General features: G+C 37.1%; 16 protein-coding genes. 4 read left to right on the plus strand and 12 right to left on the minus strand.

Translation table 11 applies throughout. From position 1 onward, the window contains the following. Positions 1 to 55: 55 nt before the first annotated feature. The 4 genes from ACN6MT_RS20780 to ACN6MT_RS20795 all read right to left on the minus strand — a co-directional run bounded on the left by ACN6MT_RS20780 (position 56) and on the right by ACN6MT_RS20795 (position 2372). On the minus strand, positions 56 to 400 hold the full coding sequence (locus ACN6MT_RS20780; protein WP_174524406.1) for a n-acetylglutamate synthase: 345 nt from the start codon (positions 398 to 400) through the stop codon (positions 56 to 58). Positions 401 to 496: 96 nt separating this feature from the next. Further along, positions 497 to 1039: a hypothetical protein gene (locus tag ACN6MT_RS20785; protein WP_419887845.1), complete on the minus strand. Its 543-nt coding sequence runs from the start codon at positions 1037 to 1039 to the stop codon at positions 497 to 499. Between the two features lie 191 nt (positions 1040 to 1230). Then, positions 1231 to 1692 (minus strand): GNAT family N-acetyltransferase, encoded by a 462-nt coding sequence (locus tag ACN6MT_RS20790; RefSeq protein ID WP_419887846.1) that lies wholly within the window; start codon positions 1690 to 1692, stop codon positions 1231 to 1233. Positions 1693 to 2072: 380 nt separating this feature from the next. Beyond that, positions 2073 to 2372 (minus strand): hypothetical protein, encoded by a 300-nt coding sequence (locus ACN6MT_RS20795; RefSeq protein ID WP_063252495.1) that lies wholly within the window; start codon positions 2370 to 2372, stop codon positions 2073 to 2075. A gap of 254 nt (positions 2373 to 2626) precedes the next feature. Between ACN6MT_RS20795 and ACN6MT_RS20800 the strand changes: the two genes are divergently transcribed. Next, positions 2627 to 3373 carry a sulfite exporter TauE/SafE family protein gene (locus ACN6MT_RS20800; protein WP_419887847.1) on the plus strand — a complete coding sequence of 249 codons (747 nt, stop codon included), beginning with the start codon at positions 2627 to 2629 and terminating at the stop codon, positions 3371 to 3373. A 52-nt stretch (positions 3374 to 3425) separates the two neighbouring features. Here ACN6MT_RS20800 and ACN6MT_RS20805 read toward each other — a convergent pair whose 3' ends face one another. The 4 genes from ACN6MT_RS20805 to ACN6MT_RS20820 form a co-directional block, all read right to left on the minus strand. Then, entirely contained in the window at positions 3426 to 4415 is a 990-nt protein-coding gene (locus tag ACN6MT_RS20805) for a Gfo/Idh/MocA family protein (protein ID WP_419887848.1), read from the minus strand. 25 nt (positions 4416 to 4440) lie between these two features. Next, a complete protein-coding gene (locus ACN6MT_RS20810) occupies positions 4441 to 4785 on the minus strand; it encodes a putative quinol monooxygenase (protein WP_419887849.1) in 345 nt (114 codons plus the stop codon). Positions 4786 to 4872: 87 nt separating this feature from the next. Next, positions 4873 to 5037 (minus strand): hypothetical protein, encoded by a 165-nt coding sequence (locus tag ACN6MT_RS20815; RefSeq protein WP_235847083.1) that lies wholly within the window; start codon positions 5035 to 5037, stop codon positions 4873 to 4875. Between the two features lie 120 nt (positions 5038 to 5157). Further along, complete coding sequence (locus tag ACN6MT_RS20820) at positions 5158 to 6153, minus strand: DUF3231 family protein (RefSeq protein ID WP_419887850.1); 996 nt, start codon at positions 6151 to 6153, stop codon at positions 5158 to 5160. A gap of 135 nt (positions 6154 to 6288) precedes the next feature. Between ACN6MT_RS20820 and ACN6MT_RS20825 the strand changes: the two genes are divergently transcribed. The 3 genes from ACN6MT_RS20825 to ACN6MT_RS20835 all read left to right on the plus strand — a co-directional run bounded on the left by ACN6MT_RS20825 (position 6289) and on the right by ACN6MT_RS20835 (position 8014). Further along, on the plus strand, positions 6289 to 6720 hold the full coding sequence (locus ACN6MT_RS20825; protein ID WP_419887851.1) for a VOC family protein: 432 nt from the start codon (positions 6289 to 6291) through the stop codon (positions 6718 to 6720). A gap of 261 nt (positions 6721 to 6981) precedes the next feature. After that, positions 6982 to 7218, plus strand: coding sequence for a hypothetical protein (locus tag ACN6MT_RS20830; protein WP_063252493.1), 237 nt, complete (start codon positions 6982 to 6984; stop codon positions 7216 to 7218). Between the two features lie 328 nt (positions 7219 to 7546). Next, on the plus strand, positions 7547 to 8014 hold the full coding sequence (locus tag ACN6MT_RS20835) for a GreA/GreB family elongation factor (RefSeq protein WP_419887852.1): 468 nt from the start codon (positions 7547 to 7549) through the stop codon (positions 8012 to 8014). Positions 8015 to 8064: 50 nt separating this feature from the next. Here the strand turns inward: ACN6MT_RS20835 and ACN6MT_RS20840 are convergent, their stop codons facing one another. The 4 genes from ACN6MT_RS20840 to ACN6MT_RS20855 all read right to left on the minus strand — a co-directional run bounded on the left by ACN6MT_RS20840 (position 8065) and on the right by ACN6MT_RS20855 (position 13781). Beyond that, on the minus strand, positions 8065 to 8853 hold the full coding sequence (locus tag ACN6MT_RS20840; RefSeq protein WP_419887853.1) for a DUF2935 domain-containing protein: 789 nt from the start codon (positions 8851 to 8853) through the stop codon (positions 8065 to 8067). Positions 8854 to 9002: 149 nt separating this feature from the next. Further along, entirely contained in the window at positions 9003 to 11126 is a 2124-nt protein-coding gene (locus tag ACN6MT_RS20845) for a glycoside hydrolase family 3 protein (protein WP_419887854.1), read from the minus strand. A gap of 147 nt (positions 11127 to 11273) precedes the next feature. Next, complete coding sequence (locus ACN6MT_RS20850) at positions 11274 to 12500, minus strand: helix-turn-helix domain-containing protein (RefSeq protein WP_419887855.1); 1227 nt, start codon at positions 12498 to 12500, stop codon at positions 11274 to 11276. Positions 12501 to 12620: 120 nt separating this feature from the next. Continuing rightward, on the minus strand, positions 12621 to 13781 hold the full coding sequence (locus ACN6MT_RS20855) for a DUF4317 domain-containing protein (protein WP_419887856.1): 1161 nt from the start codon (positions 13779 to 13781) through the stop codon (positions 12621 to 12623). Positions 13782 to 13806: the final 25 nt, after the last annotated feature.

A 13806-nucleotide genomic window follows, 5' to 3' on the forward strand; every position in this document is an offset into this window, starting at 1 on the left:
CAGTGCCTGGCACTAAAATGATATCTCTTACTGTCAAAATGGACAGATGTATACATCAAATCATTTCTTCAATAATTGAACTTCCCTCAGTAGCTTCAGCGTCATGCCACTTCCATTTTTCATAGAGTCTAATTCTTCCATCCGGCAAGATGGTTGGTGTAGAAATACATTTCCCACCTCTAAGTTCATCCTTTGAATTCACGTGATTGTATCTAAACTCTAAGCTCCCATTTTCCATGACCAACCCAATTAATGTCCCCTGGATGATTTCTCCACCGCTGTAGGTTGCCGAGATGATGGAGCCTTCTTGTTTATATTGAAAGATGGTTTGTGAAGAAACTTCTCCATTATCAGTATTTTCAATCGAAACAAACTTGCGCCCATTATAATTTATCCTCATTTCCAACCTCTCCTTTTTTAGAATATTTTTTATCATACCATTTATTGCCTAGACATACCTCTAAAAACGAAAAAGATAGAGTCGCAGCTCTATCCTTTATTTTTGTCCTCTTATTAAATTTGAGAATGAGGTTTTGTCGTCAACACTGAAGAAAATCCTTTTGATATTTTTTGGTTTTCCAAACATGGTTTTATCTACAATAGGTTGGTCTAACAGTATTTCAAAGGTTGGATCATCGAGGCTGAACAACGATAGATCAAGAACTTCTTTATTCTTTCTATCGTCTTGATAGAGGCTCCCGCTCTTAATCTCTTTAATATTCTCTATTGATATGGTCACCTCAGGACGAACGCCTATTTTCAGGAAAAGTTGATTGTTTTTTATCATGATGGGATTATTGATGACTGCTTTTAAATCAACGATTAGGAAAGCAATAACTGAGACTGATAGAATCAAATGAATCCAGTGCAGAATCGGACTCCATTTATATAAAAGATACGATACCCCTGCTGTTTCTACTACCATAACAGCTGCCATCGCCCAAATGAAACCTATATATCCAGATTGTTTATGATACGTGAAACTGATTTCTTCCTTACATTGATTCCCTTCTAGTTCTGCTGCGTTTGCCATCATCAACAACTCCTTCCTCCTACTTTTATTAAAAAAACATTTTATTTAATTAAATATTTAACTTAACTTAATTATATGGTAAATCTTTTTTATCATCAAGATAAAACCCAAAATCTTACAATTTGTCACAAAAAAAAGCTGTTGAGTAATTCAACAGCAAGCATACAGATATAGTGTGTAATCCTACTTTTATACAACTATTTTATTGAATAGCACATCGGGGTATATCTAATTCCTTTTACATTCTGTTCCTCATCACAATCAACAAATCCAAGTCGATGATATACTTCTATTGCATAGCGTGATGAATTTACACTAATGGTATTAATATTCAACTTACTTTTACAATCCTCTAAAACTGTTAGGAATAAACGTTTTGCAATCCCTTGCCTATGATACTGTTTATTCACAAAAAGCAGGCAGATGTGATTGCTTCCTCTTGTTGCGATTACCCCAGTTAATTCATTATTAACTACACATCCCCAAAAGAATATCTCTTCCTTCTCATATTGTTTTATCATTGAATCGTAGGAAATATATTTCTTGAATTCTTCTATCCCCTGCGGTGTGTAATCAGGAGCTTCAAATTCCAAAAATACCTTCCAAACTAAATCCAGAGCTTCTTTGATATCGCTTTTCTTTAATTTTATGATTGCCATCTAAACCCCTCTCTTCCTTTTTGATTGTAAGTCTGCGACATTTTATGGAATAGATAAAAATAACTTAGGCATTATTAATATAAGACTCAATTGTCTGAAAATGGTTGATTTGTGGTAAGCTTATAGGTGAAAATGGGGGATTGAATGCAGAAACTCTTATTTTTCTGTTAAGTGGATGTAGCGAAGAACCGCTCGAATCCAAAGATATTGCGGGGCGGAAAGAAAATATTGTTAAAAAGTCAGTCCCAACGGAAAATGATGTAATAACGAACAATTAGAGATAAATCTTAACATAGGAAAACTCGCCGCGATCTTTCAGTGAGTTTTCCTCATTTTTACCACTTAGATTCCTTCTAATGGATTTATTCCTCCTCCACAATTTAGTCGAACCGCACCGTGTCTAAACCATCCACAATATCCTCCAATTCGGTAAGAAAGTTTAGTTGTACAGGAGCAGGAATTTGTTCCATCCACTTTTTTATTTCAGGTAACTCCTCAGCCTCTTCAATATTTTTAGGCTTTGGATCAAGTGTCTCCCACCATTTCTTCAATTCATCGATAAACTCATAAAAGTAGCGTTCAAATCTTTCTGCCCATTCTGCCCCTTCGTCACCAGAAGTCTTTTGCATCATACTCCAGGCTTCCATCGTTGTTTCAAAGTACTCATCTATTTTCTTCATGTTACCTTCCTTTCAACCAATTGTATTATTCTTGAACTTTTACCCCCAAAGTTTCCTCTCAACAATGTCACCAACTCTTAAAGACAATGTTATTTTCCCCCTTTATTGGTATTTTTCTTAATTTTACCATTTACCTATAAAAATTGAATCAATGTACCCTTAATACACGTGAAATCCCAAAAAGTAAACATAGAAATTAATCCTTTTCTGCTTTAAAATAGTATAGAGAATTTAAAAAACTGAGGTGAGTCATCATGTTTGAATTATCCTACATCGAATGGTTTGTCGTTATTTTAAGTACAGTTTTAATAGGATTTACAAAAACAGGTGTATCCAGCATGGGTATTCTCGTTGCCACGATTCTTATGTACGTATTTCCTGCAAAAGAATCTATCGGAATTCTATTGCCTATGCTAGTGGTCGGTGATCTGTTTGCTGTCTTTTTTTATCGTCGAAGTGTGGTTTGGAAATATCTCATTTCATTGATTCCTTGGGTATTGATTGGAATCGTGATTGGTTATTTTGTCCTTAACCAGATCAACAGCGATCAGTTAAAACCTCTGATTGGTATCATCGTATTAGCACTTATTATCTTGCATATCAGTCGTGAACGATTTGGGGAAAAATTTACAAAAGTACTGCCAAAGTCCTTATGGTTTACTCTTTCCATGGGAATCTTAGCAGGATTTACAACGATGATCGGTAACGCTGCAGGCGGCGTAATGGCCATTTATTTATTAATGAAAGGCTTGCCGAAAAATGAGTTTGTTGGGACAGGGGCATGGTTTTTCATGTTCGTGAATTTGATTAAAATTCCTTTTTATATTAGTTTAGGGTTAATTACCATTGATTCTATTACCTTTAATATGTGGTTGATTCCTACTATTTTAATAGGTGCTTTTATCGGAATTAAAGTGGTACCTCTGATTCCACAAAAAGCCTTCCAGACTCTTATTGTTGGATTTGCCTTGATTGGTGCCTTAAGACTTATCATAGTTTAATAGTAAAAAAGTAACCATTCTTTTAGGGATGGTTACTTTTTTTGTCTGTTACTTATAGGTAATAGTTCTTTACCATTTCACCCATGACCCAGTTCGTTCTGGCACCTGTCCGTCCAGTGCTTGGGCATTTGCTGCTGGCGGTTGTTAAGTCTGCTACAATCGTTTCCACTAGGGGTTGGTGAACGTGCTGCGGCCGTTCAAAACGCCACTCTTCTGTACCTTGCTCCGTGGTCAATCGAATGGGTTCGTCTCCAAACGTGGAAAAGGTAATCTTCCCTTTGCTTCCTACAATTTCATTTATATCCTCATTCTCAAATGCAGTAAAACACCATTTTCCTACACCATGAACACCAGATTCAAACAAATATGTACCTGAGACAATATCTTCTGCAGAATAATAACCAGCTTGGTTTGAGGCAAATCCTTGGACTGACTTTATCGGTCCCAGCAAAAAGTCGAGTATATCTAGGGTATGACTGGCTAAGTCAAAAAACAATCCTCCACCCGCCAATTCAGGTTGAACACGCCAAGAGAGCTGTTCAGGTCCTTTCCCCGCTTCCAAATCTTTTTGATATTGTGTGGCAGTAACGAACCGAACCTCGCCAATAGCCCCATTTTCTAACAACTCTTTTATTTTTAAAAATCGTGGTTGTGCTCTGCGGTAGTATGCCACATATAATGGGACACCTGCTTTTTCACATGCTGCAATCATTTCTTGGCATTCCGCATAATTGCGCGCCATTGGCTTTTCTACATAAACAGGTTTCCCTGCCTTAGCTGCCTTTATGGTATATTCCATATGAGACCCAGGAGGTGTTGCGATATAGACGGCATCGACATCTGGATCGTTAATGAGTGCGTCTGCATCGTCATACCATTTGGGAACATGATGACGTTCCGCATAGTCTTTTGCAAGCTCCCCTGTTCTGCGCATCACCGCAACCAACTCAGAGTTGTTAATTTTTTGGAAGGCCGGGCCGCTTTTTACTTCGGTGACATCCCCGCAACCGATAATTCCCCAACGAACCTTTTCCAACTTCATGACGTTTCCTCCGCTCTGCACGTTTCTATTCTACTTCTCTATAAATGTTAATTTCGCTACTTTCCCGTAACTCTCTAAGCCCTGGGACAATTCTTTTAACATGTTCGGTTTGATTATGTTGATTTAAAGACTCTTCATCGACCCATTCTTCAAGCATAGTAACGATTGATGAGTCATTGATATCCTGATGTAGAGCATAAGTGATACAGCCCTCTTCTTTTCTGGTTTCTGCCACTAATTCTTTAGCTTGAATGAGATAATCCTCGACTGACACACCTGGTTTCAATTTGGCTTTTGCTACAACTTTTATCATTTCATTTACTCCTCTCGTATGGTGGATACGCATTTCTTTCATACCGTTAATTTGCACAACGATAACCACTTCACACTCTATTTTGCACAATTTTCAAACAAGTAACAACTTGTTTCTTGATTTTTTATAGTTTTCACTAATGAATTAATATATTTGCCTAAAGTGGTCCTTTAGCTCTTTTTCAGAAAGAATGATTTTGCCGTCTAAGTTCTTTGTTTGCAAAACGAACTCTTTTACACCAATAAACTCTGATTCGGATATAAGAAAAAAAGTTGTTCCTTTTTTATGAATACCTTTGTAATTTTTCATTAATTTATATCTCTTCATTTTTATCCCTCAGTCTGTCTGCTTGATTGTTATTTTACAGACTGTTTACAAATCATACAAGAAAAGAGCAGAAGGCATCTGCTCTTTTCTCAGGTATGTTTCTCATTTTGCTGTTTCAAATTGGGGAGGCTGCTCCATCCATTTTCGTTCAATCATTAAATTCATTCCGTCTTCTCCAAAAGCTGCTGTTTTGGTCAGAAAATTGGCGTACATAGCACTAATATCCCTGCGCATGGTAGTGGAAATTCCAGCACCATACGCAGCCATTCCTAGATTGGATAGTATACCGACTATAAATAACATTAATTGATCAGAAAATGGAGCAACTGTTGAATCTGTGACACTTTGATCCCACGTACTGGCCGATGGTACTTCACTTTCTTCCATTACATCATGAATGGAACTTACGATGTGCTTACACATGTTCTTTCCGCGAAGAAAATACTCGCGAAGTTCGGAATCCTGTGTTACTTTTGAAAAACCACTGCACATTTGCATTCCCATTTCATTCTGGATGATATTAATCATCAAATGTGTGACTTCAATCCCTAACAATGAACGTCTTCGTCCCAACCATCCTGTCAGAAAATTTTCTTTGTTAACAAAATCGACTTCAGATGGATAATTCATGTACGGCATTCTTACATATATCCCTTTTTCCTGCATTTTATTGACAACATTATTATATAGATTAGACACTTCGTCCATATGCTCTTTAAATAGCTGTCGCACGTCTTCTCTGGCGGAAACAGTTAAACCCGCTGTATGTGAAGCAACCCCAAATTTGCTGATTTGAAGGATACACTGTATGTAATAGAGATCAGAGAACAGTTTTTCTGCTTTAGGAACAACATGTTTCTCAGCACTGAATCCTTCAGGTATTACAATTTGCTCCTTTAAAAATAACTGTTCAATTTGATTGATATGTGTTTCGGCTAACCGCTTTGTATCTTCAATAAGTTTTCGAATATCAGGATCTGTACAGGTATCTAAAAAGTGCGTCATCATACAGATTACCACGGTGATATTTATATTGTTTGCCCATAGTGCAGATATCTCAGCACTTGTTAGTTTTACTATTTCTATTTTATTCGTCATCAAAAATCCCTCCATAATACATAGAATTCCCAAACCAAAATTAGATATTTATACATAAGGTCCAGTCAAGAAGGATTTATTATTTCTAAATAGAATATTTATGAAGGTAAACTTTAATGGTTGGAGGTAAACAATATGGTTATGCAGAGAGTCAGCTTGATTACGATTGGAGCCTATCATGTACCTGAACTACGTTCTTTTTATAAAAGTTTAGGCTGGGACGAAACAGAAATAAGCTCAGATAATTATGCTGTATTCAAAACAGCAGGTGTTCTATTATCCATTTTCCCTATAGCGGAATTAGCCAAAGACGCGGGAGTGGAATTCGAACAAAAACCAGAAACCTTTCATGGTGTGACGTTTGCTATAAATGTAGATTCTCCTAGTCAGGTTGACGAAACCATTGAGGAAATTAGGCATGCAGGCGGAAAAATTCTCAGAGAGCCCAGCGACGCATTCTGGGGAGGAAGAACAGCGTATTTCGCTGACCCCGAAAACAACCTCTGGGAAGTAGCATGGAACCCTTCCTCACTATTTGATGAAAGAGGAGCCATGATCTCGTTTTAAAACTCCTGAATAACCAGAGCGATTACTAAAAAGTAATCGCTCTTCCTTTTAACCCCAAAACAACTGTCCGCCTGAGGTGGACAGTGTCCACGAGCGGTGCCTGTCACCGTTTAATGTCACCATTTAATGTCTCCCTTTAATTTACCCTTTACTGTCACCCTTACTCGCCTATTTTGAGCCCCTTTTGCTTGATTTGTAAAACATGCTCCCTCCAGTCTGCATACAATAATCATGAACTACCATAGTGAGGGGGTGAATTACATGAGTAATGGGCATTCTTCCTGTGGCATTTTGGGTCTTTTCCTTGGATTTTTAACAGGGTTAGTTTGGTTGCTGCTTTGCACTACTGGTGTTATTACTACTTTCCTTACTCTCCTTACTCTAGGCGCACTTGCTAATATTTTTAACATCCTCATTTCCTTAATCGGCTTCCTTGTTGTCATTATTTTTGGTTTACTCATCTTCAAAAAGGTTTGGCGCTTTTACTTTAAAAAGTGAATTCTGCTGTACTTTTTAAAACCAAACTAATTTTTATACGACAGTCTCCTTAAAGAGACTGTTTTTTTGATGTTCGTTAAATACTTTTCAACAAAAATTGCTAATCATGCTATTTCTGTTGATATATGGTAAAATAGAACTAATATCTTCCATTAGGTAAAGGGGTTTAGCCTCCTTTATTGTAATAGGAATACAGGTAACGCCATTTTACTGTGGGTTATCTTATTTCTGTATGGAAGGTTTATTTTTTATATTTAGGAGGAGTTATAAATGAAACAATTAATGAAGTTTTGCAAAAAGTTCAATCCAAGTTTGGGGGTTATCTACTATGAACCATAGTCTACATCTAACTAAGGATTACTATGTTCAACAGTTGAATTATATAGACGATAATATCAAGGAATTAACGAACCTTTATCTTTCTTCCACTCCTATTCAAGAACGATTAAAACACTTTTTTAATTTATATGTGTTAGAAGTTGAAGACTTATTAAAAACGAATAAAAGAAATGAAATTATTTCATTTTTTCCAAAGGTTTTTATCGGGACAAAGGTTACGGTTTTATATGATGAGGAAGATGAAACAGAGGATTATGTAATTTGTTACCCCGAACAGTCAGATCCGGATTTAGGCTATATATCCTTTTTATCTCCAGTAGGCAGGCAGCTGCTTTTTAAGAATCTCGGTGACAAGGTATCTATAAAAATTCCAACCGGGGAACTATTGGTAACCATTAAAGAGATTTCATTTGTCGGCCAGCTTTTGGATTATGAAAGAAAGACAAAAGAGGCTTAAGGAATGTAAACAAACCTTCCACCAATTTTGGTGGAAGGTCTTTCGTTTATTTACGTTCCACTTAGACTTGCCTCAAACATTTCTATAATTTCTATGAATCTTGAAGCTTCCCTAAATGTATGGTCAGCTAAGAGAGGATGTATATTGCTCTTAATCCGACATTCTTCGATTAAGTCTCTTGCAGTTTTCTTGAAATCCCTTAATGAAGCAACCGATACTTTATTTTGGTTTAACATTTGACCAAGCAATGGTTTGGTTTCCGATTGAGGCCGCATGTATTCTAAATCTACTGCCTGAAACAACAATTTATCAAAATCATTACTAAACTCTCTCGCTTGATCTACTAATTTTCTTTCTGAAGGATCTAACAGATGCCCGATAAACTTTGCGTGGTCCGCCATGATTTTTAAGAAAAATACATTTTCTTGTATAACCGTATCTGGTGTCGGGGCTAATTTTCCCTCATTCAATTCTTTTAACCGATTCGCAAAATAGGCAGCCTCTCGGCTAATATGGTCAACTAATAACGGAAAATTGTTATGCCTGATTTGACACTTCAACGTTAAATCCAGGATTTTTCTTTTATACGCGTAAATAGAAGCTGCTGCCTGATACACCTCAGTATTAAAAGCTTGAACTTGACGTAAGTCAGAATTTACTGTAAATCTAGAAAGCTTCTCCTCAATCCTCTCGAATAAATCCATAAACTGCTGGGCTTCTTCAATTAATTGTTTCTGTTCAAACGTGAACCCAAGACTTAAAAATAATGAATGTTCCTTCATAATCCTAGACCAAAACTTAATTTCGTCTAAAGACCGAGCAACAATGGGATTTGCCATAGCTGACCCTCCTTACCTATACACTCCCTCCCATATATATGAGCTGATAGTTAGTCCATATTACCTATTTCATTGAATCAGTATTAGTACATTATTTGATGGGACAAAAAAAGCTAAGGCAGTTCACCTTAGCTTAAAAAATAAATTTATTAATATTTCAATCCATGTCCAAGCTTATAGACATTACCATCACTATCTTTATAAGCATAAGAAAGTCCTTCAGGCATATACTTGTCCTTATCGTAGCCTGGTACATCATTTGGCGACACACAATCCCCATTTTCATCGACAGCAATCACTTCTTCACTTGCCGGTAATGTAATAGGTAATACACCCACTGGCTGGAACTCACCAGCAATTACCTCAAATTGCGGCTTAAAGAAGGTATCGTAACCAGCAACAACTGCATCTGCTAAAGGTTCCGCATTTCCTATAATCCATGGCAATGTAACATTCACACTAATGACAACCTTACCACCACGATCATGGATGTTATCACATACTGCCTTTAAATGCTCTAATCCACTTAATGTTGTTTCTTGGTATTCCGCGCCATCTAATGCTTTTAACGTTTTATTCTCGCATAATTCAAGTTCTAAAAGTCCAGGTGTCGCATTAAAATAAGATCCGGATTTTGGCTGCAAGAATAAAATGGCTACATCTGCTTCTTCATGGTTATCTGTTAACGTAAAAGTAGCAAGTTCCTTGCATTCTTTCCTTGCTTGTTCCGTATACGTAGCTGCAAGTTCTGGATCCTTATGGAAAACTTCCACATAAACCTTCTTATTCGTAAGCTTTTCAGCGCTTAATGGTAAAGTCATATTAGAATTTTTAAGAACGGTTACGGATTTCTTGTGTGCTTCATATGCCGCTTCCCAATGCTTTGGAGTGCTAACGACTTCAGTCGCATACTCTGGGGATACATACGTACGATCATCAAAGATTCCTAATGTAAACATTTCTGTAAGAAGTCTTACATTCGCTTCATTGATACGCTTTTCACTAATCCAGCCTTTTTCAATTGCAATTTTAAGGTTTTCAATATCATTGGTATCTGCAACAAGATCCGTCCCGGCATTGATGGCTTTTGCAAAACGCTCCGCTTCGGTCTTATCTTCAACGCCCCAGCTCATTTTATTAGTAATACCGCTATCACTATTGATATAGCCTTTAAACCCGAGCTTTCCTCTAAGGATATGTTGTAAGAAGTAGTGATTGAACGTAAAACCAACTTCTTCGAATGGAATATCTTCTCCTTCGAATTCTTGAACCACACTCTTACCAATACTTGGAATTGAATAATATGGCATGATGGATGATGTTCCATGTTCAACCGCTGCTCTAAATGGTGGTAAATGATATTTTTCTAAACTACCTGGTGTTGGATATAGATTCCATTTTCCTTCTGCATAGTGAGGATCAAAACCATTTTCCCTTGCACCACCACCTGGGAAATGCTTCGTTGTCATGGCAATACTGTTCTTCCCTAACTCTTTTCCTTGGAATCCGTCGATAATACGGCCAATTACTTCAGAAATAAATTCCGGATCTTCGCCGAATGTACCATATGTACGCTGCCATCTAGGGTCTGTGGCTGTATCGGCCATATACATATACCCTTTTCTGATTCCTGTAGCGTCCCATTCATCATGTGCAATTTGAGCAAATTCACTAATAAGTGAAGCATCGCCGCCATTTTTGATATCTCCCATAGCTGCAGCAGCAAGCCCTAACGTTCCTGGCCATGTTGAAAAAATCCCGACTGCATCGTTCATACCAAAGATGGATTCACCATTTTCATTTCGTGAATTAGAAGTGATTAAGACAGGAATGCCAAGACGAGTTCCCTCTGCTACTTCATTCATTTTATTAATCCACTCTGCCATTGCAGCTGGACTATGGTTGTCTCGATGGATAAAATGACGTAAATGCATATTTTCAATCGTATGCGTAGTTCCATAAATTTTCGAAACCGCAAAAATGTTTTCACCTTTTTCAACGATTGCTTCATCAAGCACTCCATCATGACTAGTCTTACTCTTATCTTCTTGAGAAAGGCCCATTTTACGCGTATTAATCAGCATCATGCCAATCTTTTCATCGATATTCATCAATGTGACTAGGTTCTCAGCCCGCTCTTTCGGACTTAAACGCCAGTCCTTATAAGGTTCTAGCTTCCCGCTATTATTTAAATCTTTAAATTTTAAACCATCTACCTCGATGAGATTTTTAACTCTAACTTCTAATTTCGGTTGTTTATGATTACTTTCCAATGTAATGCCTCCTAAACTGGTTTAATCCCCTACAGTTAATATTAGCAATTTGGCGAGGCTTTCACACCCAATATTGTTGTCTTTTATACAAAAACGCAACTATTGAAAAAATATTTTTTAATATCTAAAAGAGAAAAGAGGCACGCATTAAGCTTGTGCCTCTTTTTCCGAATGATTTCTACTTTTATACTCCGTAGTTGTCAGTCCTGTTATATCTTTAAATACCTTACAAAAATAATTATAACTGCTAAAACCGACCTGCAAGCCAATTTCTGTTGTCGATAACCGGCCAAGATCAATAAGAAATTTTGCTTCGTCGATTCGCTTTCTTTGGATATAATCAATCACCGATAGATTCGTTTCAGCCTTAAATTTTTTCGCGAGATACGTTCGATTAAATCCTATTTCATCTGCAACGGATTGTAAATTTATCGAATCATTAAAATGAAGGTTTATATACATTAACGCTTTTTTTACAACCGGACTATACCCTATAATAGCGAAATGTTTAACCGCCTCACAATATTCATCGATCATACTGACATCAATGGTATTTAATTCAGACATGGCCACCGCTGACTCAATCTTTAGTGCGAATTTTTCCGAAATGGCGTGCAAATATTGTGGTTCAACACCGCCTCTTCCAGCCGCGATCCTATACATGGTATTACCTGAAAAGGTAATATTTTTTCTTGCACGTAATGGGTTCCCTGGCACTCGATATAAAAAATCACCTGTATGATGATCAAGCATTGCTTTCATCGCGTTTTCTTTATCGCCGATTTCGATGTAGTACAATAGTTTCTTTTCTGCCTCATACCTTTGTTTTATTTCAATTCCACCTTGGTCATAATCCTCAGGCTCGACATCAAGACGATATTGCTCGCCGCTGTTATTAGATGCAATGATGTGTGCTTGAACATGTGGGTTCATCACTATATTGACGATCAAATCACCTATTGCTAAGTAGGTGTGTGCTAATAAAGGTAATGTTTTATAATAGGTTTCTAATGGTTTTAGCCAATTATTATCAAGATTGTTTTCTTTTATTACATTCCAGATTATATGGTCAGTGACCCGTTCATTCAAGAATGGTCCAACCACAACCATCCCCTTATACCGTTTATCTTCGTTTATAGGTACAGCCAAATAAGATAGTTGAAAAGAATCCGTTTGATAACAAAAACTATCTTTATTTGCCTGTCTTAATTCTTTTTGCATTTCCACTAGCATTCTTTTTTGTGCCTCAACGACCATAATAGGTTCATTATCATCTGCAATATGTATGATTGTCTTCAATTCCTCATCTATTGCTTGTACACCTATTTGAAAGGCCTTATTAATTTGCCAGCATTTCCTTATCAGTTCTTCCAACTTAATCACCTAAACAAATCATATCAAAACACTAACTAAGCTAACAAGTTGAAGATTGTCAAAACAAAAAAGTTGGTTCCTACCATGAGTAGAGAACCAACTTACCTGTCGCAAAAACACTTACATGATTTCCGATTCTAATGTGAATCCTTCTACCACAACATCATCATCAATTTCCAGCATGAGGCACCGTTTTCCTTGGAACATTATATATTTTACATATTTTAGTTCTTTCGGGCTTAGTGATAAATTTGCAACCTTTGTTTCAATTTTTATCGTCTTAGGAAGTAAACTACTTGCTTTAAGTTCATGTTTCTCATCGTCTAAGATAGCCTTAAAAGCATGTTCCACTTTGGCAGTATCGACATTTTCCACACCGCTGACCGTTAAAATTCGTTCGATATCCCGGGAATCCAACATCGGTGCTTCACTTTCCTCTTTTTCTTTGCTCTCTTGGACCACCCGATCAATTTCCTCATACACATTCGAAATGATCTGGGATTCGACTTTGTCACCGATTACTTTATTAAGGATGATTTCGAAGCTGTCCTTTTCTTCTAATGCTGTAATGATTTCCTCACAATTGAGTACCTCTTCCATAAATGTCTCATCTGGTTGATTGGCCTTACCCGCACAATAAAGAATATGGTTCACATCGGCAGCATTGTCATTGAAAGCCGGGAACAAAAAGCCTGTCATCGGAGAGGCTAAATTAATGATTGGATCGAAAGCATTACTCGATCTAAACTCTCTTTCCACATAATCAAATACCAAAGCTCTTTTCGGCTGATCCGTTTTATTCAGACTGCAAAGGATAAACTCGTTTGAATAAACTTCATCATCCCCGCCCTCTTCAGATTCTTGGTCTCGTTTCTTCGTAGCTTTTCGATACTCACCACGAATGAACGTTACCACTGTATCAAATTCATAAACCGTATGAGCGAACATCTTTGCAACGATTTGGTGCATTTGATCAATCCAGTCATCGGTAGTTGCTGCCTGCAAACCGTCGAAGAGGATCATTTGGGTACTGTCTTCCACGTCCCGTTTAAATTTTAGTTCAAATAGTTTTGCATCGAGTTGTCCGGTTAACACCTTTTTGAAATTTATTAAAAATAATTCCTGTGACTCTTGGTCTAGCATTTCAAAGGGTGAAATGACGGAATGGTAGATTTCACCAGATTCTTTCTGAACATAGACATTTAGTATCTCTCGTATTTGCATCAGATTGTTGTTTAACTTAAATTGCTTCCGAATATTTGCGATATCTTTAGAATTCATTTCCTCAACTCCCATTCCTGATTAT

The sequence above is a fragment of the Neobacillus niacini genome, from assembly GCF_048572935.1.
GTDB classification, from domain to species: Bacteria; Bacillota; Bacilli; order Bacillales; family Cytobacillaceae; genus Neobacillus; species Neobacillus niacini.